Here is a 23,573-nt window from a genome sequence, read left to right as displayed (position 1 = left end):
AACGACTCTCGATCCGCGTCAGCACGGCGATCGAGCCCAGGAGGCGCGGGTCACGGAACAGGGAGGGCGCGACCGCGGTTGGCTGAGTCATGGACTCGACCCGCACCTCCTCGGATTCCCCCCGCCTCGTCGCCGTGACCGGCGCCACCGGAGCCCTCGGCGGGCGGGTCGCCGCCGCGCTCGCCGCCGACGGCGTACCGCTGCGCCTCGTCGTACGCGACGCCTCGCGCGCGCCGAGCCTCGGCGAGCACGTCGAGATCGCCGTCGCCTCGTACGCCGACCGCGCCGCGGCCCGCACGGCGCTCGAGGGCGTCGAGACGCTCTTCATGGTGTCGGCCGCCGAGGCCGTCGACCGACTCGACCAGCACCGCGCGTTCGTCGACGCCGCCGTCGAGGCCGGGGTGCGGCACATCGTCTACACGTCGTTCCAGGGCGCGGCGCCCGACGCGGTCTTCACGCTGGCGCGCGACCACGCCGCCACCGAGCAGCACCTGCTCGCCTCGGGTGCCGCCACCACGTTCTTGCGCGACTCGTTCTACCTTGACGCCCTGATCGACTTCGCCGACGCCGACGGGGTGATCCGCGGACCGGCGGGGGAGGGGCGGGTCGCCGCCGTCGCCCGCGCCGACGTGGCCGACGCCGCGGTCGCCGTGCTGCGCGACCCGTCGGCGCACCGGGGCGCCGCCTACGACCTGACGGGCCCCGAGGCGCTGAGCCTCGCCGAGCTCGCCGCCCGACTGACCACCGCGACCGGACGCCGGCACACGTTCGTCGACGAGACCCTCGACGAGGCCTACGCGTCGCGCGCGGCCTGGAACCCCGAGCCCTACATCGCCGACGCCTGGGTCAGCACCTACGCGTCGATCGCCTCGGGCGAGGTGTCGGGCGTCTCGACCGCGGTGCGCGATCTGACCGGGCACGACCCGCTGACGCTCGAGCAGCTGGTCAGCGGATCCGCCGGGACGACAGCACGCCGCTGACGCCGAGCACGAGCGTCGCGGCGAAGACGCCGAGCATCGGCACCTGCCAGTTGCCCGAGGCGTCGTGCAGCCCGCCGATCGCCAGCGGACCGAGTGCCGCGATCGCGTAGCCGCCGCCCTGCACGAGCGCCGAGAGGCGCCTGGCGTCGGTGTCGGTGCTCGCCATGCGCACGATGACGATGAAGATGATCGTGATGCCGCCGCCCTGGGCCGCGCCGCCGAAGATCGACCAGAGCAGCCAGTGCTCGGGGGCGAAGAGCAGCCCGAGGGGCATGACCGTCCAGAAGAGGCTGATCAGGGCGATGACGATCGCGGGGCGCAGTCTCAGGGCCAGCACCGGCACCCCGAGCGCACCCACCACGGCCAGGATTTGGAAGACCGACGAGCTGGCGCCCGCGGCCTCGCGCGTGAGTCCGATCTCGTCGCGCAGGAGCGTCGGCATCCAGGCCGTCAGCCCGTAGTAGCCGAAGGCCTGGCCCGCGAATGCGAGGGTGAGCCCCCAGGTCGTCCAGCGGCGCAGCAGCGGCGGACGATCGGCCTCGGCACGGCGCGCGGCGTCGGCGGCGGCGGACCGCTCGTCGATGACCGGGACGCCGCCGGTCAGCACGTCGGATGCGCCGGGCTCGGCCCCTGGCGTCGTGTCGGACCCGTCGCGAGCCGAGGAGGCGCGGGTCGCGTCGCCCGCGCCCGTCGCCGACCGCTCGCGCACGCCCCGCAGCGCCACCCGGGGCCCCACGGCGATCGACCACACGACCCCCGCGAGCACCGCGAGGAGACCCCAGGTGAGCAGCGCCACCGGCCACCCGACGACGGACGCGATCGGGGCGGTGCCGAGCGAGGTGATCATCGACCCGACGTTGAGCGCCGACGTGTAGACGCCCGTGACGAAGCCGCCCCGCTCGGGTGAGAAGTCGCGCTTGATGACCACCGGCAGCACCACGTTGCCGATGGTGATCGCGATGCCGATGACGATCGTGCCGGCGTAGAGCCAGAAGGAGCTGCCGAGGGTGCGGATGATCGTGCCGGCGAGCACGCCGGCGAGACCGAGGGTGACCGCCAGCTCGGGGCCCACCCGGCCGATCAGGGCCGAGGCCGCCGGGCTCGCGACGGCGAAGCAGAGCACCGGGATGCTGGTCAGCAGGCCGGCCACGACCGCGGAGAGCCCCAGGTCGCCGATCATCTGGTCGAGCACGGGTGCGGTGGCCACGATCGGACCACGGAGGTTGATCGCGATCAGGACGATCGCGAGGGTCAGCAGCCAGGTGGCGGGCGACCGCACGGCGGCGCCCGCGCGGGTGCTCACGCCGCGCCGCGCAGGAGGGTGACGCCCAGCAGGGCCGCGAGCTCGTCGACGTCGGCCGCCACCGCGACGGACCCGACGTGCTCGTTCTCGTCGCCGTAGCCCCAGCCGGCGATGATCGTCGGGACGCCGTGGACGGCGGCGCCCTCGACGTCGTGGTGCCGATCGCCGATCAGGACCGGACGCGACAGGTCGACGCCGCGGGCCTCGAGTCGGCGGAGCGCCTCGGCGACGACGTCGGCCTTGGTGTTGCGCACCTCGTCGTCGGAGGCGCCGGTGATGATGTCGAGGTAGCGGACCAGGTCGTTGACCTCGAGGATGCGCGTGGCCGGGGTCTCGGGCTTGGAGGTCGCCGTCGAGGTGGGGATGCCGGCGGCGTGCACGGCGGCCAGGAGATCGGCGACCCCGGGGTAGATGGGGCTGGTGAGCGCCCCGGTCTCGAGGTAGTGCGCCCGGTAGATGCGCATGGCCTCGACCAGACGGTCGCCGGTGAGACCGAGACGGACCTCGAAGCTCTGCGGGAGGGGCGGGCCGACCCAGGCGATCAGCTCGGTCGCCGGGGGCACCGGCAGCCCCATGGCCTCGATCGTGTAGGCGAGACTGGCGGTGATCGCCGGAGCGGAGTCCGCGATGGTGCCGTCGAGGTCGAAGAGCACGGCGGTGTAGGGGAGAGTCATCACCCTCAGCTTAGGCATCGCCGCCGACACCGGGCGGCGGTGCGGTCGGCCGCCGTGCCATGCGTCTCGACCGGCGGTGCTCAGGCGACCGGGCCGAGGGGCCAGGTGGTCGTCGGGACGGTCAGCGGGGCGACCGGTCGGACGCGATCGGACGAGACCGGTCGACGGGCGGGACGCTCGGAACCGGAGCGCCGGCGCGAGATCGAGGGGAGGGCGTCGATGTCGTCTCGCATGACGCTCGGGAACGAGCCGGAGATGGACTCGAACAGGGGAGTCGCCTCTCGCTGCGAGAGGATCTGGTCGAAGATGGGCGAGGTCACGGGAGCCTCCAGGAGGTCGCGGGTCGGAGAAGAGGGCGGGTCATAAGAAATGTTACCCTCATATTCCGGTTCCGCAAGGGGGTCGGCGAACATCGTCCGCCGCCGCGCTAGAACAGCCGCGAGTGCGAGTCGTCCAGCCCGCGCATGGCGTCGTAGTCGAGCAGCAGCGTGCGGATGCCGCGGTCGTGCGCCAGGGTGCGTGCCTGCGGCTTGATCTCCTGCGCCGCGAAGACGCCCGTGACGGGCGCCAGGTGCGGATCTCGGTTCATCAGCTCGAGGTAGCGGGTCAGCTGCTCGACGCCGTCGATGTCCCCGCGACGTTTCAGCTCGACCGCCACCGCGCCTCCGGAGGCATCGCGGGCGAGGATGTCGACCGGGCCGATCGCCGTCATGTACTCGCGGCGCACGAGGGTGTGACCCTCGCCCAGCAGCTCGATCTGCTCGGCCAGGAGCTTCTGCAGATCGGCCTCGACGCCGTCTTTCGTCAGGCCGGGATCGAAGCCCATCTCGTGACTCGAGTCGTGGATGATCTCGTGGATCGAGACCACGAGGATGTCGGCGGTCTTCGCCTGCGTGACTTTCCAGAGCTCGACGACCCCCGCCTCCTGCTGGTCGGCGTCGGCCTCGAGGATGCTGATCGAGCAGGGCGGGCTCATCCAGTTGAGCGGCTTGTAGCTGCCGCCGTCGGAGTGGACGAGGAGGCTGCCGTCGCTCTTGATCATGAGCAGGCGGGTGGCCAGCGGCAGATGGGCCGAGAGTCGCCCGGCGTAGTCGACTGAGCAACGGGCTATGACGAGACGCACCCGACGATCTTAGGCGGTGGCCGGGCGGAGGGGGGCTTCGTCGATCGGACCGCGACCCGGTATTGACAGAGTGTGAAATGCGACATATGTTCATGACACCGACACGATCGGTGCCCGACCATCCGCTTCAGACCCCGGAGGAACACCATGTCGACCACGCTGCCCCCGACCGCATCGCACCCGACCGCGCCGCACCCGAGCGACCCGCAGGCGAGCGACCCCCGGCCCGTGGTCGACCTCGTCGGAGACGTGTTCCTGGTGGATCTCGCGACGGGTCGTCACACCCCGGGCGACGTGCTCGACGAGGCGGCCGTGGCCGACGAGCTCGGCGTCACGCTCGCGGAGGTGCGCCGGTCGGTCGACGTGCTCTGCCGGATCGGCGTCCTGCTGCGCCCCCCGTTCGGACGCGACGCGGTCGTCGGACTGCCCGCGTACTGCACGACGACCCTGCTGCGCCGTCTCGGCGGGGCCATCGAGCTCGCGTTGGCCCGCGGCGCCCAGGCCGAGGACCTCCCCGAGCCGCGGCCCGCCGCGACCCTCGGCGACCGGCACGGGCTCGAGACGCCCCTCGACATCGCCCGCCTCATCGAGCTCGCCGACCCGCTGCTCGGCCTCTTCGACGACGACGAGGCCGCTCGACTCGATCGCGAGGTCGTCCGCCCGCTCTCGGTGCTCGCGACCGAGCAGGCGCTGCGCGTCCACGGAGCGGCCCCCGCTCTCTCCGACGATCTCCGCGCCCGCATCGTCGACGAGATCGAGACGGCCGTGCACTACGGCGAATGGCGCGCGATCCCCGGTCTGATGGCCGACTTCTCCATCGCGTTCGCTCCCGACAAGCCGTAGGGGGCTCTCTCCGGCGGCTTCGCTAGGCTGCACCACCATGACCCGGTCAGAGAAGGCCGCCGCCGTCAGGCCGACGCTCGCCGCCGTGGCGCAGGCGGCCGGTGTGTCCGCCTCCACCGCCTCCTTGGCCTTCAGCGGGGCCGGGCCCGTCTCGCCGGCCACCCGCGACCGCGTGCTGGCCGTCGCCGCCGAGCTCGGCTACGGCGGGCCCGATCCGCGCGCGAGGTCGCTCCGCCGCGGCCGTTCGGGGATCGTCGGCGCCGTGATCGAGTCGAGTCTCAGCGACGCGTTCCGCGACCCGGTCAACGTGGCGATGCTCGACGGGCTCGCCGACGTCACCGGCCCGGCCGACAACTCGCTGCTGCTGCTGACCGAGACCGGACCGGAGCAGTCGCGACTGATCGACGCGCCCGTCGACGCCGTCGTGCTCTTCGGCTGCAGTCTGCGGCTCGACGAGTCGGTGGCCGTCGTGCGTCGTCGGGGCATCCCCGTCGTGTCGATCGAGGCGCGGGCGATGGAGGGGGTGCTCGACATCGGTCTCGACAACGTCGACGCGTCTCGAGCCCTCGCCCGGCACCTGCACGACCTCGGTCACCGCGACGTCGCCGTGGTCGCGCTCCAGCTCGGCCCCACGCGCACCCTCGGGCCGATCACCGACGAGCGCATCGCGTCGGGGACGACGCACACCGCACTGCAGCGTCTCCAGGGGGTCCGCGAGGTCTTCCCCCGGGCCCGCGGCGTGGTCACGGCGGGCAGCTGGACGTCGGAGGGGCACCGGGCCGGTCGGGCGCTGCTCGACGTCGCCCCCGACCAGCGCCCCACGGCGATCGTCGCCCAGAGCGATCTGCTCGCGTCGGGGGTCATCGCCGCGGCCTCCGAGCTCGGACTCGAGGTGCCGCGCGACCTCAGCGTCGTCGGCTTCGACGGCATCCGGCTCGACGACCCCCGCGCAGCCGACCTGACGACGATGCGGCAGCCCGCGGTCGAGAAGGGGCGTGCGGCGGGCCGGGCGCTGCTCGACCTGCTGGCCGGCGCACCCGCCGAGTCGACGACCTTCACGAGCGTGTTCCATCGCGGGTCGACCACGGCGCCGCCGCGTCGCTGACCGGCGCCGCGCCTCCCCTGCAGATACCAGGCCCCGGGTCCGCCTCGTCTTCGGCGCTGCGTCCTGCGGGACGGGCGCCGCGCCTCCTGCAGGCTCCGCCTCGGGATGCCCGGGGACGAGGAGAGGGGCGCCGCGCCGCTGGGATCAGCGGTGCGACGCCCCTCTTCGCAGGACGCGGCGTGTCAGCCGGCGGGGGTGGCGAGCACGCCCTCGAGGGCCTTGTCGGCTTCTTCGGAGGTCGTGTTCAGCGCCAGAGCCAGCTCGGAGACCAGGATCTGCCGAGCGCGACCGAGCATGCTCTTCTCGCCGGCGGAGATGCCCTTGTCTTGGTCGCGACGCCAGACGTCGCGGACGACCTCGGCGACCTTGTAGACGTCACCGCTCGTCATCTTCTCCTGGTTGCTCTTGTAGCGACGCGACCAGTTGCCAGCCTCTTCGACCTCGGAGGTGCGGAGCACGTCGTAGACGCGCTCGACACCGGCCTGGTCGATGACCTCGCGCACACCGATGTCGGTGGCGTTGCCGGTGGGGATCTGGATGACCAGCTCGCTCGTGTGCACGCGCAGCGACATGTACTCGGTGGGCGAGCCCTTGATGTTCTTGGTGGTCAGGTCGGTGATCGTGACGGCGCCGTGGTGCGGGTAGACCAGCGTCGTGCCGACTTCGTATGTCGTAGTCACCGTTCTAGTGCGCAGCGTCGTAAGCGTCGCGGACGGTGGCGGCGATGCGGCCGCGGTCGGACACGTCGTGCCCGTTCGCCTTCGCCCATTCGCGGATCTTCTGCAGATCGTCGGAGTTCGACTTGGTCGAGCCGGTGCGGGCCGGGGTCTTGCGCCCGGCCTTGCGCGCCGCTCCGACGAAGGGGGCCAGAGCCTCGGTGAGCTCGTCGACGTGCGCGTCGCTCAGGTCGATCTCGTACGAGACGCCGTCGAGCGACAACGAGACGGTCTTGCCCTCGCCGTCGGCGATGGGGGTGCCGTCGAGGTCGTCGACGAGCTGGATGAGTGTTTTCTGGGCCAACGGAGTCTCCTGAAAAAACAATGAAAAAGCGCCGCGGATAAACGTGCGACGGCGTGCCAGGGATCAAGTGTAATTCATGGTTCTCCGTATGACATGCCTAACCGGTTCCGCCGACGGCGGAAGCACCTCCTAATCGTTTATGCGCACGCATTCATGCGAGGGTGAGGAGAGCGATTCCCGACGTCACCAGCGGCTGAGCGTGTCTCGCGGGTACTCGCCGAAGCGCGCGGCGTAGGCCGCGGAGAAGCGCCCCAGATTGCCGAAGCCCCAGCGGCGCGCGATGCCGGCCACGAAGTCGGAGCCGGGGTCGGCCGCGAGGAGGTCCTGACGGGCCCGGTCGAGTCGCACGTGGCGGAGGTAGGTCGTGGGGCTCGATCCGAGGTGCTGGCTCATCAGCTGCTGCAGCGTGCGGGTGTGCACGCCGGCCGCCGAGGCGATGTCGCCCGCCGTGATCGGCTGGTCGGCGAAGGCGTGCACGTACTCGGCGGCCTGGCGGAGCTTCCGGGTGTGCTCGGTGCGGAGCGCCTCGGGGACGTCGACGGCCCGCCACGGGAAGAGGTCGAGCAGGGCCCCGGCCAACGACGCCTGCGCCGAGTGCCGGGCGAGAGGGGGTGTCGCGGGCGCCACGATCAGCGGGGTCGCGGCGCCGAGCGCGGCCTGCCAGGCGGAGAGGGCCGCCGCGTCGGGGACGGCGGCGTAGTCGAAGACGATGCGCTGCGGCGGACCGCCGTGGCGCTCGGTCGCGACGTCTTCGAGGAACGACGCCCCGAAGTGCACGATGCCGTGCCGGTGCGGCGTCATCGTGAACGAGTACGACGTCTCGCTCGGCGTCAGGAAGGGCCGCGAACCGTCGCTGCTGAGCTGGCCGCCCGGGTGATCGATGGTGACCGCGCCCGAACGGAACCACGACACGATGTAGTCCTTCGACCAGGGGATGACCCCTTGGATGTGCGCGAGGAACGTCCCGCTCTGCAGGCTGAGACGCGAGTCGCCCGCCGACGCGAATCGGTACGAGAAAGGCATCTCGGCACGTCGGGCGCGGAATTCGCGACCTTCGAGACTGGTCTCGAGACCGGCCCGCGCCTCCTCGAGATCCTCTCCCGACATCTGGAATCGATCGAAGCCGCCCGTCGGTGGAGAGGGCTCGGCGGCGGGAGCGTCGTGGGGCGTGTAGGTGCTGGTCATGGTGTCTCCTGGTCCTGAGCGTCCGGCAGCGCGCGCTGGTGGGGCGTGCGGCTGCATGTATCAGGACGGGGCCGGAGGGGTCATCGTCACGAACACGCAGGGCGTGGGCTCATCCCTCCACGGTCGCGCATCCGGGCCGAGTCCGCGCGCCCCCAAAACGCGGGGCGCCGATGCTAGCGTCGTCTGCGGCGAGGGATCGCGCGTCGGGGCGGGCGCCAGGCCCCGCCCCTCGCCCCAGCTCTCGCCTCAGCTCTCGCCTCCGCCCACGCCTCAGCCCTCGCTTCGAAAGGCCCGACCGCCATGGCCGAAGTCGTCATCGTCACCGACGCGGAGGCCGCGGGTCGTCTCGCCGCCGACGCGATCCTCCGTCGCTTCGCGCGCATCGAACGACCCGTGCTCGGAGTCGCCACCGGCTCGACCCCGCTCACGACCTACCGAGCGCTCGCGTCGGCCGGCGCCGACCTGAGCGGGGTGCGCTGCTTCGCGCTCGACGAGTACGTCGGCCTGCCCGACGGGCACCCCGAGAGCTACCGCGCCGTGCTCGAACGCGAGGCCGTCGAGCCGCTCGGGCTCGACCCGGCCCTGCTCGCGGTGCCCGACGCGTCGCCCGCGACCCTCGCCACGGCCGGGGAGCGCTACGAGGCGGCCATCACCGCCGCCGGCGGCGTCGACGTGCAGCTGCTCGGCATCGGCACCGACGGGCACATCGGCTTCAACGAACCCGGCTCGAGCCTCGCGAGCCGCACCCGCGTCAAGACCCTGACCACCCAGACCCGCGAGGACAACGCCCGCTTCTTCGACTCGATCGACCAGGTGCCGCTGCACTGCCTCACGCAGGGTCTCGGGACGATCCGCGACGCGCGTCACCTCGTGCTCCTCGCGTTCGGGGCGAACAAGGCCGCCGCGGTGGCCGCCGCCGTCGAGGGCCCGATCAGCAGCGGCGTGCCCGGCTCGTTGATCCAGCTGCACCCGAGCGTCACGGTGCTGGTCGACGAAGCCGCGGCGAGCGAGCTGCAGCACGCCGACTACTACCGCCTCGCCTACGCGAACAAGCCCGAATGGCAGGAGCTGTGACCGCTGACGCGGGTGCTGGTGCTGGCGCCGGTGCGGGTGCGGGTGCTGGTGCTGACGTGGGTGCTGGCGCCGACGCGGATGCGCTGTTCGTGCACGACGCCGTGCTGATCGACTCGGCGGGGCGCCGGCCGGGCTGGCTGCGCATCGAGGGCGGGGTCGTCGTCGAGGTGGGGACCGGGGTCGGGACCGGTGCGGGGTCTCTCGCCGAGCCTCCGGCGGGCGTCCGCACCATCGATGCGCGGGGCCGGGTCGTCACCCCCGGGTTCATCGACCTGCACGGGCACGGCGCGGCCGGGATCTCGTACGACGACGACGCCGACCTCGCACCCGCCCTCGCGCACCACCGCAGGCACGGCACGACGCGGCAGGTGCTGAGCCTCGTCTCGGCGCCGATCGACCGGCAGGAGGCGGCGCTCCGGCGGGTCGCGGCGCTCGCGGCGTCGGACCCCCTCGTGCTCGGCTCGCACCTCGAGGGCCCCTATCTCGCGCCGACGCGCAAGGGCGCGCACGACGAGACGGTGCTCACGACGCCGACCGCCGAGTCGATCGACCGCCTGCTCGCTGCGGCGGTCGGGTCGTTGCGGATGGTCACGATCGCGCCCGAGCTCGACGGTGCCGCCGACGCCCGGAGTCGTCTCGTCGAGGCGGGGGTCGTCGTCGCCGTCGGGCACACCGCGGCCGACTACGACTGCGCCCTCGACGCCTTCCGCCGGGGCGCCCGCGCGCTCACCCACGCCTTCAACACCATGCCCCCGCTGCTGCATCGCGAGCCCGGGCCCGTGCTGGCGGCCGTCGATGCCGACGCCGTGCTCGAGCTCATCGTCGACGGCGTGCACCTGCACCCGGCCGTCACCCGCGCGGCCTTCCGCCTCGCCCCGGGGCGCGTGGCGCTCGTGACGGACGCGATGAGCGCCACGGGCAGCGCCGACGGCGCGTACCGCCTCGGCGGGCTCGACGTCGTCGTCTCGGACGGGGAGGCGCGGCTCGCCGACTCGGGCGCGCTCGCCGGGTCGGTGCTCACGCAGGACGTCGCCCTGCGCCTCGCCGTCGAGTCGGGCGTCGACCCGGTCGCGGCGGTCACCGCGCTGACACGCACCCCGGCCGATCTGCTCGGCCGCGGCGACCTCGGGCGCTTCGAGGTCGGGGCCCGGGCGGATCTCGTCGTGCTCGGCGCCGACTGGTCGCCCGACGTGGTCGTGGCCGAGGGCGCGGTGCTGTTCGAGGCGTCGTGAGGGTGCGGCGGGTCGCCGTCATCGGTGGCGGGTCAGCGCTGACCCGCCGCGAGTGACGGGAACCCGCCGAACCTCGCGCGGGTGCGTGCGCAGGAGGCGGGTGCGTGCGCAGGGGGCGTGCGCGTGCCCAGGAGGCGCGGGTCGGGTGCAGACCGCCGAGTCACGCCGAGTCGCGCACCACGAGTCGCACCGGCCCCGCCACCACGCCGGGCGACGGCGCCCCGCCGATCGCGTCGACGAGGTGCTGCGCCGCCGCCCGCCCGAGCTGTTCGAGCGACATGTCGACGCTGGTGAGGGTCGGGCGCGACTCGCGCACCAGGAGGTCCCAGTTGTCGAACCCGATCACGGCGACGTCGTCGGGCACCCCGACGCCCTCGTCGCGCAGCGTGTCGATGACGCCGCGGGCGATGTGGTCGCTGCCGCCGATGATCGCGTCGACCGCTTCGCCGCCCCGGACGAGGAGGCGCGCGCAGTCCCGCCCCCACCCCTCGCCCCACTGCCCGAACAGCGACGTGCCGCCCACGAGCTCGAGCCCGGCCGCCTCGACGGCCTGCTGCACCCCGGCGGCCCGGTCGCGTGCCGCGGCGTACGAGGCCTCGCCGTTGACGAGGGCGATGCGCGTGCGACCCGTCGCCAGCAGGTGCTCGGCGGCGAGGCGGCCGGCCTGCACGTTGTCGGGCGTGAACGACGCGTCGGCGGGGTCGGTCGACGGCGCGTAGACGTACACGACGGGCACATCGGCCATCAGGGGCACGGGTGGTCTCGGGTTCGTCGTCCGCCCGACGATCAGCAGGCCGTCGACGCGCCGGGTCAGCAGCGTCTGCAGGTGCAGCTGCTCGCGCAGGGCGTCGTCGCGGGCGTCGGCCAGCAGCACCGAGAGCGAGCCCGAGCCGAAGGCGTCCTCCGCCCCGAGCAGCACCGGCAGCACGAACCGGTTGTCGAGATCGCTGGTGACCATGCCGATGGTGCCGGTGCGTGGCGAGTTGAGCGCCTGGGCGAAGAAGTTGGGGGTGAACGACAGCGCGGCCGCGGCCTCCTGCACCTTGACCCGCGTGCTCTCGCGCACCTGGGCGCGACCGTTCAGGGCCTTCGAGGCCGTCGCCACGGAGACCCCGGCGGCACGCGCCACGTCGGCGAGCGTGACCGTCGATGCGGGGCCTCTGCCGCCTGCTGCGTTGGACATGTTCCGAAAATAGTTCACAAAGTCGTTGACGAGCAACCAAGCCGCGTGTAACTTCACTCCCGAAACCAGTTTCGGTCTCACGTTCTCGACGACGAGCACCCGCGCCGCACCTCCGGCCCGGCTCTCTGACGGAGCACCCGCAGCAGTTCAGAGAGGAACCTCCTGTGATCTCCCCCTTCCACAGCAAGAAGGCCGCCGTCGCGCTCGTCGGGCTCGCAGCGGTCTCGCTCGCCCTCACCGGCTGCTCCGGTGGCGGCTCGTCCGCCGGCGGCGACGCGGCCACCGGCACCTACACCTTCTGGGACCCGTACCCCCAGTTCGACGGCACGTCCGACTGGACGAAGCTCGTCGAGTCGTGCGGCACCGAGGCCGGCGTCACCATCGAGCGGACCGGCTACGACACCTCCGACCTGACGAGCAAGGCGCTCCTCGCCGGTCAGCAGGGCAACAGCCCCGACCTGCTGCTCGTCGACAACCCGGTGGTCTCGACCCTCGCCGAGGCGGGTCTGCTGACCGACACCGACGAGACCGGTGCCGACACGGCCGACATCGAGGAGAACATCCTCGCCGCGGGTCAGGTCGACGGGAAGACCTACGGCGTTCCGATCGGGGCCAACACCCTGGCGCTCTACTACAACAAGGCGATCCTCGACGAGGCGGGCGTCGACCCGGCGTCGATCACCGACTGGGACTCCCTGACGAGCGCCCTCGAGAAGGTCACGGCGGTGGGCAAGAAGGGCATCACGTTCTCGGCCATAGGCACGGAGGAGGGCAGCTTCCAGTTCCTCCCCTGGTACTGGGGCAGCGGGGCCGACCTGACCGAGCTCGACTCCGACGACGCCGTCTCGGCCCTCGACCTCTGGACGGGCTGGCTCGAGCAGGGGTACGCCCCCAACTCGGTGATCAACAACACCCAGACCACGACGTGGCAGGAGTTCATGACCGGCGAGTACGCGTTCGGCGAGAACGGCACCTGGCAGCTCGCGGGCATCAAGGCGTCCGACATCGACTACGGCATCATCTCGATCCCCTCGAAGGACGGCGGCGCGGCCCCCGCACCGACCGGCGGCGAGTTCCTGACCGTGCCCGTGCAGAGCGACGACGCCCGTTACGAGGTCAGCGAGAAGATCCAGGCCTGCCTCACGAGCACCGACAACCTCGTCGCGACCGACACGACCCTGTCGTACGTCGCCCCGACGAAGGACGCCCAGGAGGCGCAGCTCGCCGCCGATCCCGACCTCGAGCCCTGGGTCACCGCGGTCGGCGAGGCCAAGGGGCGCACCAGCGACGACCTCGGCACGGACTACCCGAAGATCTCGGAGCAGCTCTGGAAGGCCGTGCAGAACAGCCTCAGCGGCTCGGCGAGCCCCGAGGAGGCCCTGAAGGAGGCGCAGACCGCCGCGTCCTCCGCCACCGATTAGCACGCCGCCGCCGCGCAGCACCGGCACCACCCGCAGCACCGCACCACCGCGACACCGCCGAACGACGACAGGAGCACCATGAGCACCGACACGATGGAACGTCGTGAGGCCGTGTCCCCGGCGGGGACGGGCAGCACGCCCGCCCCCGCCGGCCCCACCCGCAGGCGCCGCCCCGACACGGGGCAGCTGGCCGCCTGGGCGTTCCTCGCCCCGGTCGTCGCCTACCTCGCCGTCTTCTACGTCTGGCCGCTGGTCCGCAACGTCGACCTGTCGACGCACGACTACACGGTCCGCTCGTTCATCGACGGGAACGCGCCCTTCATCGGGTTCGAGAACTTCGCCGACGTCTTCACCAGCCCGACCTTCGGGCCGGCGCTGATCAACACCCTGCTGTTCACCGGCATCTCGATCGCATTCCAGTTCTCGATCGGCATGGCGCTCGCGGTGTTCTTCTTCCAGAGGTTCCCGCTCTCGGCGACGCTCCGGGCGCTGTTCCTCGTGCCGTGGCTCCTCCCCCTGATCGTCAGCGCGTCGACCTGGTCGTGGATGCTCAACAGCGAGAGCGGCGTCGTCAACTCGGTGATCCGCACCCTCGGCGGCGACCAGGTGAACTGGCTCACCTCGCCGCAGTGGGCTCTGACCAGCGTCATCATCGCCAACATCTGGATCGGCATCCCGTTCAACCTCGTGATCCTCTACAGCGGGCTGCAGAACATCTCGGGCGACATCTACGAGGCCGCCGCCCTCGACGGCGCGAACGCCTGGCAGGTCTTCTGGCGCATCACGTTCCCCCTGCTGCGGCCGGTGTCGGCCATCACGATCCTGCTCGGTCTCGTCTACACGCTGAAGGTCTTCGACATCATCTGGATCATGACGCGGGGCGGCCCCGGCGACGCCTCGACCACCTTCGCCATCTGGTCGTACCAGCTCGGCTTCGGCTCCACCCTCCCCTCCTTCGGACCGGCCGCGGCCGTCGGCAACCTGCTGATCGTCATGGCCCTCGTCTGCGGCTTCGTCTACCTGCGCGTGCAGAGGAAGCAGGACCAGTCATGACCACCGCCGTCCGCCCCGCCGCGGCCCCCCGATCGGAGGCGCGCCGCGCCTCCTCGGGGAGAGCCGGTCGTCGCAGTCTCGCCACCACCGTGATCGGCGTCGTCCTCACCGCGATCATGCTGTTCCCGATCTACTGGATGATCAACGTCTCGCTCACCCCGACCGCGCAGATGCGGCAGAGCCCGCCGTCGTGGTTCCCCGCCGCGCCGACGCTCGACGGCTACCGGGCCGTGGTCGCCGACCAGCTGCCGTACCTCGGCACGAGTCTGCTGGTGGGGATCGGCACCGTGGTCGTGACGATCGCGCTCGCCGCCCCGGCCGCGTACTCGCTCGCGAAGCTGCGACCCCGGGGAGGAGGCGCGCTGAGCTTCGTCCTGCTGGTCGCGCAGATGATCCCGCAGGTGATCATGGCCATGGGCTTCTACGCGATCTACCTGAACCTCGGGATCCTCGACGAGTGGTGGGGGCTGGTCATCGCCGACTCGACGCTCGCGGTGCCGTTCGGGGTGCTGATCTTCACCGCCTTCATGCGGGGGATCCCCGACGAGCTGATGAGTGCCGCGAAGCTCGACGGCGCCGGCGCCTGGCGGACCTTCATCTCGATCGTGCTGCCCGTCAGCCGCAACTCGGCGGTCACCGTCGGACTCTTCGCGTTCCTCTGGGCCTGGTCGGACTTCGTCTTCTCGTCGACGCTCAACAGCGGCGGCGACGCGCAGACGATCACCCTCGGCATCTACCGCTACATCGGCAACAACAACCAGGAGTGGAACTCGATCATGGCCACCGCCGTCGTCGCCTCCATCCCCGCCACCGTCCTGCTCGTCGTCGCCCAGCGCTACGTGGCCGCCGGTGTCACCGCAGGCGCCGTGAAGGACTGACGACATGACCGCCACCCACCCCTCGAGGAGCATCCCCGTGACCACCGTCCAGACCTCGACGTCCGCCCACGGCGGCCCCGTCGCCCCGCGCAGCTCGGCGCTGACCCCCCTCGACTCGAGCGAGATCCGTCTGACCGGCGGCTACTGGTTCGAGAAGCAGCAGCTCAACGCCCACGTGGTGCTGCAGCACTGCGAGGACTGGATGGAGCGCATCGGCTGGACGGCCAACTTCGACCGGGCGGCGTCGAGCGAGACCGGCTGGGAGCACTCCGGCATCGAGTTCGTCGACAGCGAGGTCTACAAGCTGCTCGAGGGCATGGCGTGGGAGCTCGGCCGGTCGCACGACGCCGACCTGGCGGCCCGCTACGACCGACTCGTCTCGCGCGTCGCCTCGGCGCAGGACGACGACGGCTACCTGCACACCAGCTTCGGTCGCCCCTGGCAGCCGGCGCGCTACTCGAACCTCGAGTGGGGGCACGAGCTCTACAGCTTCGGGCACCTGATCCAGGCGGCCGTCGCGGCGGCGCGCTCCGGTCTCGACAGCGCGCTCGTCGACGTCGCGCGCCGCCTGGCCGATCACCTCTGGGAGGCGTTCGGGCCGGAGGGGCGGGTCGCCGTCTGCGGGCACCCCGAGATCGAGGTCGCCCTGGTCGAGCTGGGTCGGGCGCTCGACGAGCCCCGTCACGTCGAGCTCGCCCGCCTCTTCGTCGAGCGTCGCGGCCACGGGCTGCTCGCACCGATCGAGTACGGGCCGGAGTACTTCCAGGACGACGTGCCGGTGCGCGACGCCGACGTGCTGCGGGGTCACTCGGTCAGGGCGCTGTATCTGGCCGCCGGTGCGCTCGACGTCGCGGTCGAGACGGGCGACGCCGAGCTCGCCGACGCCGTCCGCCGTCAGTGGGAGGCGACCGTCGCGCGACGCACCTACGTGACCGGCGGCATGGGGTCGCACCATCAGGACGAGTCGTACGGCGCCGACTTCGAGCTGCCGCCCGACCGCGCGTACTCCGAGACCTGCGCGGGCATCGCGTCGAACATGCTGTCGTGGCGGCTGCTGCTGCAGGACGCCGACCCCCGGTACGCCGACCTGATCGAGCGCACGTTGCTGAACAACGTGATGGCCTCACCCCGTGACGACGGCCGCGCGTTCTTCTACACGAACACGCTGCACCAGCGCACCGACGGCGTCGCGCCCGACGAGGCCGCGTTGAACGCGCGCGCCCTCTCGAGTCTCAGGGCCCCCTGGTTCGAGGTGTCGTGCTGCCCGACGAACGTGGCGCGCACGCTGGCGAGCCTCGAGTCGACCTTCGCGACGACGACGCCCGGCGGGCTGCAGCTGCACCAGTACGGCGACTACGACGTCGACACCGCGCTCGCCGACGGCACGGTCGTCGCGGTCTCGGTGCGGAGCGGCTACCCGTACGCGGGCGACGTGACCGTCACCTGGCGCGAGGACACGGGGCGCGAGGTCGAGCTCGACCTGCGCATCCCGTCGTGGGCCGGGTCGGCGCGGGTCGGGCGTGGTGGTGGGGTCGGCGAGGCTCCGGCCGGCGGGGCCGCGGACGTGCGCGTCGGGCGCACGACGACCGTCTCCGGGCGGTTCCGCGCAGGCGACGTCGTGACCGTCGAGTTCCCGCTCGAGGCGCGCTGGGTCACCCCCGACCCGCGCATCGACGCCGTCCGAGGGCAGGTCGCCGTGCAGCGGGGCCCGCTGGTGCTCGTGCTCGAGTCGACCGATCTGCCGAGCGGAGACGTGAACGACGTCGTGGTCGACACCGGCGCGACCCTGGAGACCACCGCGACCGGCGCCTCCGTCGACATCGCCCGATTCGCCGACGAGACGGTCGACTGGCCCTACGGGGAGTCCGGCGGGCGGGTCGTGCCCCTGGGCCGCGTCGACCTCGTGCCGTACGCCTCGTGGGCGAACCGCGGGCCCTCGACGATGCGCGTCTGGCTGCCCACGGCCTGACCCCCGGGCCGCGAGCGTGGCAGGCCGCGACCCGTGGGAGTATCGAGGCACGAACGAGGGGGAGACATGCTCGCACAGGACGTCGTCGCGACGAGATTCACACCGACCCGATTCCGGGAGGGCTACGACCAGGATCAGGTCGACGATCTGCTCGACAAGATCACCGCGACGTTCGCGGCGGTCGAGCAGGGGCGCGGCCCGGGCCCCCTCACCGCCGACGAGGTCGTCGCGGCGAGGTTCCAGCCGACGAAGTTCCGCGAAGGGTACGACCAGGATCAGGTCGACGCGTTCCTCGAACAGGTCGTCACCGCCCTGCGCGCCGTCGAGGCGCCCGCCGCCGACTGACCACGGAGCCGAGGAGGCGCGGGTCGCCACTCGCCGACGGACCCGGCCCCGAGAGGGAGACATGAGCGACGACCGCCTCACCGTGCTCGACGCCGCCGCCTGGCGGGCCTGGCTCGACGCCCACGAGGCGACCTCGGACGGCGTGCGTCTCGTGCTCGCGAAGAAGGGCACGTCGAGCCCCACGTCGCTCACCTACGCCGAGGCGCTCGACGAGGCGCTCTGCAGCGGGTGGATCGACGGGCGCCGCAACGCCATCGACGAGGCGACCTTCCAGCAGCACTTCACCCCGCGTCGAGCACGCTCGATCTGGTCGATGCGCAACGTCGACCACGTCGCGCGGCTGGTCGACTCGGGCCGGATGCGCCCGCGGGGCCAGGCCGAGATCGACCGGGCGAAGGCCGACGGACGCTGGGATCGCGCCTACGCGGGCCAGGCCGACATGGAGCCGCCCGTCGACCTGGCGGCTGCGCTCGCGGACTCGACCCGCGCCTCCCAGGCGTTCGCCGGGCTGAGCCGGTCGGCCCGCTATTCGGTCATGCATCCGGTGCTGACGGCACCCACCGAGGAGGCGCGGGTCGGCCGCATCGCCCGCGCCGTCGCCCGGCTCGAGGCCGGCGCCGAGCCGCCCGGCGTCGCTCCGCCCGACTGACGCCCACCCTGGTCAGAAGACGCCCTTCCCGGCGCAGCGAAGGGCGTCTTCTGCCCACCGTGCTCACGGGAGGGACGCGGGCAGGCGCCGACCCCCTAGGCGCGGCGGCGGATCAGGTTCATCATCACCTGCGACATGACGACCTCGTCGCGCTGATTCAGCATCTCGATGCGGGTGCGGACGATGCCGCGGTCGGGCTTGGTCCGCGACGGGCGGGCCTCGAGCACCGTGAACCGCGCGCGTAGCAGATCGCCGGGGCGGACGGGCAGGTGCCAGCGCAGCTCGTCGACGCCGGGAGACGCGAGGCTGGTCCGCTCGTTCAAGAAGTTGTCGACCATCAGCCGCATCATCACGGCTGTCGTGTGCCAGCCGCTGGCGATCAGCCCGCCGAAGGGGCCGTCGGCCGCGCCGAGGGGATCCAGGTGCATGGTGTGCGGGTCGAAGTCGGCCGCGAAGCCCACGATGGAGCTCTCGGTGACCTCGACGGGGCCGTACGTCCCACCGTCGCCGGGCCGGTAGTCGTCGAAGTGGCGGTCACGCAGCGGGGTCTCGTCGAAGGAAGGCACGAGAGGAGACGCTACACATCGCGCAGTCTCCTGGTCGTGGGCTGGACGGACGTGCGGAGCGCCCCCGCTGCTGCCGAGGTGCTCAGCGCGCCCCGACCACCATCCAGCGCGACCCCGCGGCCCGCACCCCGAGCGTGACGGCGCGGATGCCGATGTAGCCCAGCCCGAACGCGAGCCACAACGCCACGGTCGATCCCACTCCGTCGCCCACGGTGCGTTCGACCGGCACGAGGATCGCCAGGTACACGACCACGTTCACGATCCCGGCCAGCGCGAGGTACCGGGCGTCGCCCGCGCCGAGCAGCACCCCGTCGAGCACGAAGACGAAACCGGCCAGCGGGATGCCGACGGCCATCGCGAGCACCACGCCGGGCAGCAGCGCCCGCACGCCCTCGTCGGTCGTGAACACCGGCCCGAGCACGCCCGACAGCGCCGCGACGAGCCCGCCGAGCAGCACCCCGCCGCCGACCCCGAACACCATCAGGCGCCGGGTGACGGCCCGAACGCGGTCGCGGTCGCCGGCGCCGAGCGAGTGCCCGATCATCGCCTGCCCGGCGATCGCCAGGGCGTCGAGCGCGAACGCGAGCGTGCTGAACAGCGTCAACGCGATCTGGATCGTCGCCAACCCCGTCACCCCCGAGGAGGCGGCGGTCGCCACGGTCGCGATCATCGCGACCCGAAGACTCGCGTTCCGCACCAGCAGCCACGCGCCCGACCGGGCGGTGCGTCCGACCCCCGCGAGCCCCGGGCGCAGGTCGGCGCCCACGGCGCGGGCCGCCCGCACGGCGATGACGACGTAGACGGCCGCCATGCCCCACTGCGCCACGACCGTGCCGGCGGCCGAGCCGGCGACGCCCCAGCCGAGACCGTAGATGAACACGGCGTTCAGGCCCGCGTTCGCGGCGAACCCGAGACCGGCGACGATCAGCGGGGTGCGGGTGTCCTGCAGCCCGCGCAGCAGCCCCGTCGCGGCGATGACGATCAGCATGCCCGGCAGCCCGATCATCGACACTGTGAGGTAGGTCGTCGCGGCGGCTTCGACGGCCGGCTCCGTGCCGAACAGCCCCACGAGCGCGGGTGCCGTGAACGCCCCCACGACGGCGAGCACCACGCCGAGCAGCAGCGCGAACCAGAGCCCGTCCACGCCGGCCCGGATGGCACCGGCGCGGTCACCGGCGCCGAGCCTCCTCGCCACCGTCGGCGTCGTCGCGTACGCCAGGAAGATCAGCAGCCCGAGCGCGGTCTGCAGGATGACCCCGGCGACCCCCAGGCCCGCCAGCGGCACCGACCCGAGATGCCCGATCAGGGCCGTGTCGGTCAGCAGGAACAGCGGCTCGGCGATCAGCGCGCCGAGGGCCGGCAGGGCCAGTCGGACGATCTCGCGATCGAGGGGGTTCCGGAGGCGCACCTCAGTCGGTGCCGCGGGCGCGGCCGACCAGCGTCATCAGGTGGTACACCACGATCGCCGCGACCGTGCCGAGGATGATGCCGCCGAACGTGGCGCCACCGAGCGACAGGGTGAAGTCCGCGATGCCCATGATCAGGGCGATGCCGGCGGTCAGCTGGTTCTTCGGGCGGCTGAAGTCGACCTTGTTCTCGACCCAGATGCGGATGCCGATCACGCCGATCAGACCGTAGAGGGCCGTGGTCACGCCGCCGAGCACGCCCGGAGGGATCGTGAAGATGACGGCGCCGATCTTCGGCGACAGCCCCAGCAGGATCGCGACGATGCCGGCGACCCAGTAGGCGGCGGTCGAGAACACGCGCGTGGCGCTCATCACGCCGATGTTCTCGCCGTAGGTCGTGGTGGCCGACCCGCCGCCGAGCCCGGCGAGCACCGTGCTGAGACCGTCGGCGAACAGCGCGCGACCGGTCAGCGGGTCGAGGTTGCGCTTGGTGAGCTGGCCGACGCCCTTCACGTGCCCGACGTTCTCGGCGATCAGCGCGAGCACGACGGGCAGGAACCCGAGGTAGACGGGCAGCGCCGACAGGTCGAAGGCCGGGGCGGTGAAGGTCGGCAGGCCGACCCACGGGGCGTCGCGCACGGCGTCGAAGCTGACCTCGCCGAGCAGCACGGCCGCGACGTAGCCGACCACCACACCGACGAAGATCGAGAGGCGACCGAGCAGACCTCTGAACAGCACGGCGCTCAGCACCACCGCGGCCAAGGTGATGACCGCGGTGAGCGGGGCGAGCGCGAAGTTGTCGCGGGCGGCGGGCGCGAGGTTGAAGCCGATCAGGGCGACGATCGCGCCGCTGACGACCGGGGGCAGCAGCGAGTCGATCCAGCGGGTGCCTGCGAGATTCACCACCACGCCGATGATCGCGAGCAGCGCCCCGACGACGATGATGCCGCTCAGCGCCAGCGGGATGCCGCCGACCTCCTTCGCCGCCGCGATCGGTGCGAGGAACGCGAACGACGACCCGAGATAGCTCGGCAGCCGGTTCTTCGTGATGATGAGGAACAGCAGCGTGCCGATGCCCGAGAAGAGCAGCGTCGTGCTCGGCGGAAACCCGGTGAGGATCGGCACCAGGAACGTCGCGCCGAACATCGCGACGACGTGCTGACCGCCCAGGCCGATGGTGCGCGGCCAGGTGAGCCGCTCCTCCGGCGCCACGATCTCGGTGGAGTCCACCGTCTTTCCGTCACCGTGCAGAGACCAGGGGAGTGCCATGCTCAGAACTGTAGCGGCGGCGCGGCCGTAGGCTGACGGCCATGACCAGCGACGCCCTCTCCTCCGGAATCCTGACCGACGAGCTCGACCCGGGGGTGCGTCCTCAGGACGACCTCTTCCGTCACGTGAACGGGCGGTGGATCGCCCGCACCGAGATCCCCGAGGACAAGGCGCGCTACGGCTCGTTCTACGTGCTCGCCGAGGAGGCCGAGGCGGCCGTCCGCGACATCATCCAGGAGTCCCAGGACGCCGAGCCCGGCACCGAGGCCCGCAAGGTCGGCGACCTCTACACGAGCTTCCTCGACGAGCAGCGGGTCGAGGCGCTCGGCGCCGAGCCCATCCGCCCCCTGCTCGACCCCGTCGACGACGTGACCGACGTCGACGGCCTCCTGCGCCTCCTGGGCTCGTTCGAGAAGCAGGGGCTCGCGAGCTTCGTTCAGCTCTTCGTCGACAACGACCCGGGCGACCCCGAGCGCTACGTCCTGTTCGTCGAGCAGGGCGGTCTGGGGCTGCCCGACGAGTCGTACTACCGCGAGGAGAAGTCCGAGTCGATCCGCACCGCGTACGTCGCCTTCGTCGCCCGCATGCTCGAGCTCGCCGGCTTCGACGAGGCCGACGACCGCGCCGCCCGCATCATGGCGCTCGAGACCGAGCTCGCCTCGCACCACTGGGACAACGTCGCCACCCGCGACAGCGACGCCACCTACAACCTGCTGCCCTGGGCGGGGTTCGAGGCGCTCGCCGAAGGCGTCGACCTGACCGTCTGGCGCGACGCCGTGGGCGCGCCCGAGCGCGTGTTCGACGAGGTCGTCGTCCGGGAGCCGTCGTTCGTGACCGGTCTGGCGTCGCTGCTGACCGGAGCGCGCCTCCTCGACTGGAAAGACTGGCTGCGCTGGCAGATCGTCCGCTCGTCGGCGGCGTACCTGTCGACCCCGTTCGTCGAGGCGAACTTCGGCTTCTACGGCCGCACCCTGACCGGCGCACCCGTGCAGCGCGCCCGCTGGAAGCGCGGCGTCTCGCTCGTCGAGGGCGCCATGGGCGAGGCCGTCGGGCGCATCTACGTCGAGCGCCACTTCGCGCCCGCGGCCAAGACCGCCATGGACGTGCTCGTCGCGCACCTCGTCGAGGCGTACCGGCAGAGCATCACCGAGCTCGAGTGGATGACGGAGGAGACCCGCGGCCGCGCGCTCGAGAAGCTCGAGAAGTTCACCCCCAAGATCGGGTTCCCCGACACCTGGCGCGACTACTCGGCCCTCGAGGTCGACCCGGCCGATCTGGTCGGCAACGTGCGGGCGACCGCCGCCGTCGGCTTCGACCGCGAGCTGGGCAAGATCGGTCAGCCGCTCGACCGCGGCGAGTGGTTCATGACGCCGCAGACCATCAACGCGTACTACAACCCCGGCATGAACGAGATCGTGTTCCCCGCCGCCATCCTGCAGTTCCCGTTCTTCGACGAGACCCGCGACGCCGCCGCCAACTACGGCGCGATCGGCGCCGTCATCGGGCACGAGATCGGCCACGGCTTCGACGACCAGGGCTCGAAGTACGACGGCGACGGTCGGCTCCGCGACTGGTGGACGGCCGCCGACCGCGAGGCGTTCGAGAAGCTCACCGCCTCGCTGATCGCCCAGTACGACGCGCTCGCCCCCGCCCAGGTGCCCGACCACCACGTGAACGGCGCCCTCACCATCGGGGAGAACATCGGCGACCTCGGCGGGCTGTCGATCGCCTACAAGGCCTACCTGCTGTCGCTCGAGGGGGCCGAGCCGCCCGTGATCGACGGTCTGACCGGGGCCCAGCGGTTCTTCCTCAGCTGGGCGCAGGCGTGGCAGATCACCCTGCGCGACGAGGAGGCCGTGCGCCTGCTGTCGATCGACCCGCACTCGCCGAACGAGTTCCGCTGCAACCAGATCGTGCGCAACATCGACGAGTTCTACGCCGCGTTCGACGTGGTGCCGACCGACGCGGCCTGGCTGCCGCCGGAGGAGCGCGTCACGATCTGGTGACCGCGGGGCCGGTGCCGGTTCTGGCGGCGGCGTTGCCGGTGCCGGCGCCGGTGGTCGGCGGTCGGCGGTCGGCCGAGGAGGCGCGGGTCGTCATCACGACGCCACCAGATGGACATGACGCCACCTTTTCTCGTGGCGTCGTGTGCATCTCGTGGCGTCGTAGGTGGCGCGCGGGTCAGCTGGCGTCGTGCGGGGGAACGCGCCCGTCGGCTGGCGTCGCGTGGGGGTGACGCGCCGGTGTCGGCGGTCGGCCGAGGAGGCGCGGGTCGTCATCACGACGCCACCAGAT

At 72.0% G+C, this 23,573-nt stretch carries 22 protein-coding genes and 2 pseudogenes; 13 read left to right on the top strand and 11 right to left on the bottom strand.

Annotated elements, in window-relative coordinates; all coding sequences use genetic code 11:
• Window positions 1-89: 89 nt before the first annotated feature.
• Window positions 90-980 (top strand): SDR family oxidoreductase, encoded by an 891-nt coding sequence (locus IFT51_RS11325; RefSeq protein ID WP_192061188.1) that lies wholly within the window; start codon window positions 90-92, stop codon window positions 978-980.
• On the opposite strand, the gene IFT51_RS11320 is transcribed toward IFT51_RS11325, so the two are convergent.
• From IFT51_RS11320 to nucS, 4 genes are all read right to left on the bottom strand, one after another.
• Window positions 946-2,283 (bottom strand): MFS transporter, encoded by a 1,338-nt coding sequence (locus tag IFT51_RS11320; protein ID WP_320477651.1) that lies wholly within the window; start codon window positions 2,281-2,283, stop codon window positions 946-948. The two genes, IFT51_RS11325 and IFT51_RS11320, sit on opposite strands and share 35 nt — an antisense overlap.
• On the bottom strand, window positions 2,280-2,957 hold the full coding sequence (locus IFT51_RS11315) for an HAD hydrolase-like protein (protein ID WP_192061187.1): 678 nt from the start codon (window positions 2,955-2,957) through the stop codon (window positions 2,280-2,282). The genes IFT51_RS11320 and IFT51_RS11315 overlap by 4 nt, the downstream gene beginning before the upstream one ends.
• An 80-nt stretch (window positions 2,958-3,037) precedes the next feature.
• Window positions 3,038-3,277 (bottom strand): hypothetical protein, encoded by a 240-nt coding sequence (locus IFT51_RS11310; RefSeq protein ID WP_192061186.1) that lies wholly within the window; start codon window positions 3,275-3,277, stop codon window positions 3,038-3,040.
• A gap of 107 nt (window positions 3,278-3,384) precedes the next feature.
• Window positions 3,385-4,080: an endonuclease NucS gene (gene nucS, locus IFT51_RS11305; protein ID WP_192061185.1), complete on the bottom strand. Its 696-nt coding sequence runs from the start codon at window positions 4,078-4,080 to the stop codon at window positions 3,385-3,387.
• Window positions 4,081-4,227: 147 nt separating this feature from the next.
• Between nucS and IFT51_RS11300 the strand changes: the two genes are divergently transcribed.
• A complete protein-coding gene (locus IFT51_RS11300; RefSeq protein ID WP_192061184.1) occupies window positions 4,228-4,923 on the top strand; it encodes a hypothetical protein in 696 nt (231 codons plus the stop codon).
• A gap of 37 nt (window positions 4,924-4,960) precedes the next feature.
• A complete protein-coding gene (locus tag IFT51_RS11295) occupies window positions 4,961-6,028 on the top strand; it encodes a LacI family DNA-binding transcriptional regulator (RefSeq protein WP_192061183.1) in 1,068 nt (355 codons plus the stop codon).
• 182 nt (window positions 6,029-6,210) lie between these two features.
• Here IFT51_RS11295 and IFT51_RS11290 read toward each other — a convergent pair whose 3' ends face one another.
• The 3 genes from IFT51_RS11290 to IFT51_RS11280 all read right to left on the bottom strand — a co-directional run bounded on the left by IFT51_RS11290 (window position 6,211) and on the right by IFT51_RS11280 (window position 8,233).
• Window positions 6,211-6,708 carry a CarD family transcriptional regulator gene (locus IFT51_RS11290; protein WP_192061182.1) on the bottom strand — a complete coding sequence of 166 codons (498 nt, stop codon included), beginning with the start codon at window positions 6,706-6,708 and terminating at the stop codon, window positions 6,211-6,213.
• Window positions 6,709-6,712: 4 nt separating this feature from the next.
• The gene (locus IFT51_RS11285) at window positions 6,713-7,048 is read right to left on the bottom strand and encodes an Lsr2 family protein (RefSeq protein ID WP_192061181.1); all 336 of its coding nucleotides are present in this window, start codon (window positions 7,046-7,048) and stop codon (window positions 6,713-6,715) included.
• 183 nt (window positions 7,049-7,231) lie between these two features.
• Window positions 7,232-8,233, bottom strand: a complete 1,002-nt coding sequence (locus IFT51_RS11280; RefSeq protein WP_192061180.1) for a helix-turn-helix domain-containing protein — start codon at window positions 8,231-8,233, stop codon at window positions 7,232-7,234.
• 300 nt (window positions 8,234-8,533) lie between these two features.
• Here IFT51_RS11280 and IFT51_RS11275 point away from each other — a divergent pair, with 300 nt between their 5' ends.
• A complete protein-coding gene (locus tag IFT51_RS11275) occupies window positions 8,534-9,307 on the top strand; it encodes a glucosamine-6-phosphate deaminase (protein ID WP_192061179.1) in 774 nt (257 codons plus the stop codon).
• Window positions 9,304-10,539 carry an N-acetylglucosamine-6-phosphate deacetylase gene (locus IFT51_RS11270; RefSeq protein ID WP_371740770.1) on the top strand — a complete coding sequence of 412 codons (1,236 nt, stop codon included), beginning with the start codon at window positions 9,304-9,306 and terminating at the stop codon, window positions 10,537-10,539. Before IFT51_RS11275 ends, IFT51_RS11270 begins: the two co-directional genes overlap by 4 nt.
• A 160-nt stretch (window positions 10,540-10,699) precedes the next feature.
• Here the strand turns inward: IFT51_RS11270 and IFT51_RS11265 are convergent, their stop codons facing one another.
• A complete protein-coding gene (locus IFT51_RS11265) occupies window positions 10,700-11,722 on the bottom strand; it encodes a LacI family DNA-binding transcriptional regulator (protein WP_192061177.1) in 1,023 nt (340 codons plus the stop codon).
• Window positions 11,723-11,886: 164 nt separating this feature from the next.
• On the opposite strand from IFT51_RS11265, the gene IFT51_RS11260 reads away from it, so the two are divergent.
• The 7 genes and pseudogenes from IFT51_RS11260 to IFT51_RS11235 all read left to right on the top strand — a co-directional run bounded on the left by IFT51_RS11260 (window position 11,887) and on the right by IFT51_RS11235 (window position 18,037).
• Window positions 11,887-13,143: an extracellular solute-binding protein gene (locus IFT51_RS11260; protein WP_371740769.1), complete on the top strand. Its 1,257-nt coding sequence runs from the start codon at window positions 11,887-11,889 to the stop codon at window positions 13,141-13,143.
• 78 nt (window positions 13,144-13,221) lie between these two features.
• On the top strand, window positions 13,222-14,196 hold the full coding sequence (locus IFT51_RS11255) for a carbohydrate ABC transporter permease (protein WP_244637233.1): 975 nt from the start codon (window positions 13,222-13,224) through the stop codon (window positions 14,194-14,196).
• A 116-nt stretch (window positions 14,197-14,312) separates the two neighbouring features.
• Window positions 14,313-15,074, top strand: a complete 762-nt coding sequence (locus IFT51_RS11250; RefSeq protein WP_243215687.1) for a carbohydrate ABC transporter permease — start codon at window positions 14,313-14,315, stop codon at window positions 15,072-15,074.
• A 4-nt stretch (window positions 15,075-15,078) separates the two neighbouring features.
• On the top strand, window positions 15,079-17,043 hold the full coding sequence (locus IFT51_RS11245; protein ID WP_192061175.1) for a glycoside hydrolase family 127 protein: 1,965 nt from the start codon (window positions 15,079-15,081) through the stop codon (window positions 17,041-17,043).
• Between the two features lie 66 nt (window positions 17,044-17,109).
• Window positions 17,110-17,172 (top strand): annotated as a pseudogene (locus tag IFT51_RS15185) (hypothetical protein); the annotation flags it as partial.
• 30 nt (window positions 17,173-17,202) lie between these two features.
• Window positions 17,203-17,361 (top strand): annotated as a pseudogene (locus IFT51_RS15180) (DivIVA domain-containing protein); the annotation flags it as partial.
• An 88-nt stretch (window positions 17,362-17,449) separates the two neighbouring features.
• Window positions 17,450-18,037, top strand: a complete 588-nt coding sequence (locus IFT51_RS11235) for a YdeI family protein (RefSeq protein ID WP_192061174.1) — start codon at window positions 17,450-17,452, stop codon at window positions 18,035-18,037.
• 95 nt (window positions 18,038-18,132) lie between these two features.
• Here IFT51_RS11235 and IFT51_RS11230 read toward each other — a convergent pair whose 3' ends face one another.
• The 3 genes from IFT51_RS11230 to IFT51_RS11220 all read right to left on the bottom strand — a co-directional run bounded on the left by IFT51_RS11230 (window position 18,133) and on the right by IFT51_RS11220 (window position 21,278).
• The gene (locus IFT51_RS11230; RefSeq protein WP_192061173.1) at window positions 18,133-18,603 is read right to left on the bottom strand and encodes a MaoC family dehydratase; all 471 of its coding nucleotides are present in this window, start codon (window positions 18,601-18,603) and stop codon (window positions 18,133-18,135) included.
• 82 nt (window positions 18,604-18,685) lie between these two features.
• On the bottom strand, window positions 18,686-20,011 hold the full coding sequence (locus tag IFT51_RS11225) for an MATE family efflux transporter (RefSeq protein ID WP_371740768.1): 1,326 nt from the start codon (window positions 20,009-20,011) through the stop codon (window positions 18,686-18,688).
• Between the two features lies 1 nt (window position 20,012).
• Window positions 20,013-21,278 (bottom strand): uracil-xanthine permease family protein, encoded by a 1,266-nt coding sequence (locus tag IFT51_RS11220; protein WP_192061172.1) that lies wholly within the window; start codon window positions 21,276-21,278, stop codon window positions 20,013-20,015.
• 41 nt (window positions 21,279-21,319) lie between these two features.
• Between IFT51_RS11220 and IFT51_RS11215 the strand changes: the two genes are divergently transcribed.
• Complete coding sequence (locus IFT51_RS11215) at window positions 21,320-23,284, top strand: M13 family metallopeptidase (protein ID WP_192061171.1); 1,965 nt, start codon at window positions 21,320-21,322, stop codon at window positions 23,282-23,284.
• Window positions 23,285-23,573 lie beyond the last annotated feature (289 nt).

It is taken from the genome of Frigoribacterium sp. CFBP 13712 (assembly GCF_014842255.1).
Lineage (GTDB): Bacteria > Actinomycetota > Actinomycetes > Actinomycetales > Microbacteriaceae > Frigoribacterium.
This window is presented reverse-complemented; position numbering and strand designations above follow the sequence as displayed.

Excerpts from the sequence above, each read along its gene's own strand:
- IFT51_RS11325 (WP_192061188.1), top strand. The coding sequence starts at position 90 with ATGGACTCGACCCGCACCTCCTCGGATTCCCCCCGCCTCGTCGCCGTG.
- IFT51_RS11315 (WP_192061187.1), bottom strand. The coding sequence starts at position 2,957 with ATGACTCTCCCCTACACCGCCGTGCTCTTCGACCTCGACGGCACCATC.
- IFT51_RS11300 (WP_192061184.1), top strand. The coding sequence starts at position 4,228 with ATGTCGACCACGCTGCCCCCGACCGCATCGCACCCGACCGCGCCGCAC.
- IFT51_RS11295 (WP_192061183.1), top strand. The coding sequence starts at position 4,961 with ATGACCCGGTCAGAGAAGGCCGCCGCCGTCAGGCCGACGCTCGCCGCC.
- IFT51_RS11280 (WP_192061180.1), bottom strand. The coding sequence starts at position 8,233 with ATGACCAGCACCTACACGCCCCACGACGCTCCCGCCGCCGAGCCCTCT.
- IFT51_RS11275 (WP_192061179.1), top strand. The coding sequence starts at position 8,534 with ATGGCCGAAGTCGTCATCGTCACCGACGCGGAGGCCGCGGGTCGTCTC.
- IFT51_RS11265 (WP_192061177.1), bottom strand. The coding sequence starts at position 11,722 with ATGTCCAACGCAGCAGGCGGCAGAGGCCCCGCATCGACGGTCACGCTC.
- IFT51_RS11255 (WP_244637233.1), top strand. The coding sequence starts at position 13,222 with ATGAGCACCGACACGATGGAACGTCGTGAGGCCGTGTCCCCGGCGGGG.
- IFT51_RS11250 (WP_243215687.1), top strand. The coding sequence starts at position 14,313 with ATGCTGTTCCCGATCTACTGGATGATCAACGTCTCGCTCACCCCGACC.
- IFT51_RS11245 (WP_192061175.1), top strand. The coding sequence starts at position 15,079 with ATGACCGCCACCCACCCCTCGAGGAGCATCCCCGTGACCACCGTCCAG.
- IFT51_RS11235 (WP_192061174.1), top strand. The coding sequence starts at position 17,450 with ATGAGCGACGACCGCCTCACCGTGCTCGACGCCGCCGCCTGGCGGGCC.
- IFT51_RS11220 (WP_192061172.1), bottom strand. The coding sequence starts at position 21,278 with ATGGCACTCCCCTGGTCTCTGCACGGTGACGGAAAGACGGTGGACTCC.
- IFT51_RS11215 (WP_192061171.1), top strand. The coding sequence starts at position 21,320 with ATGACCAGCGACGCCCTCTCCTCCGGAATCCTGACCGACGAGCTCGAC.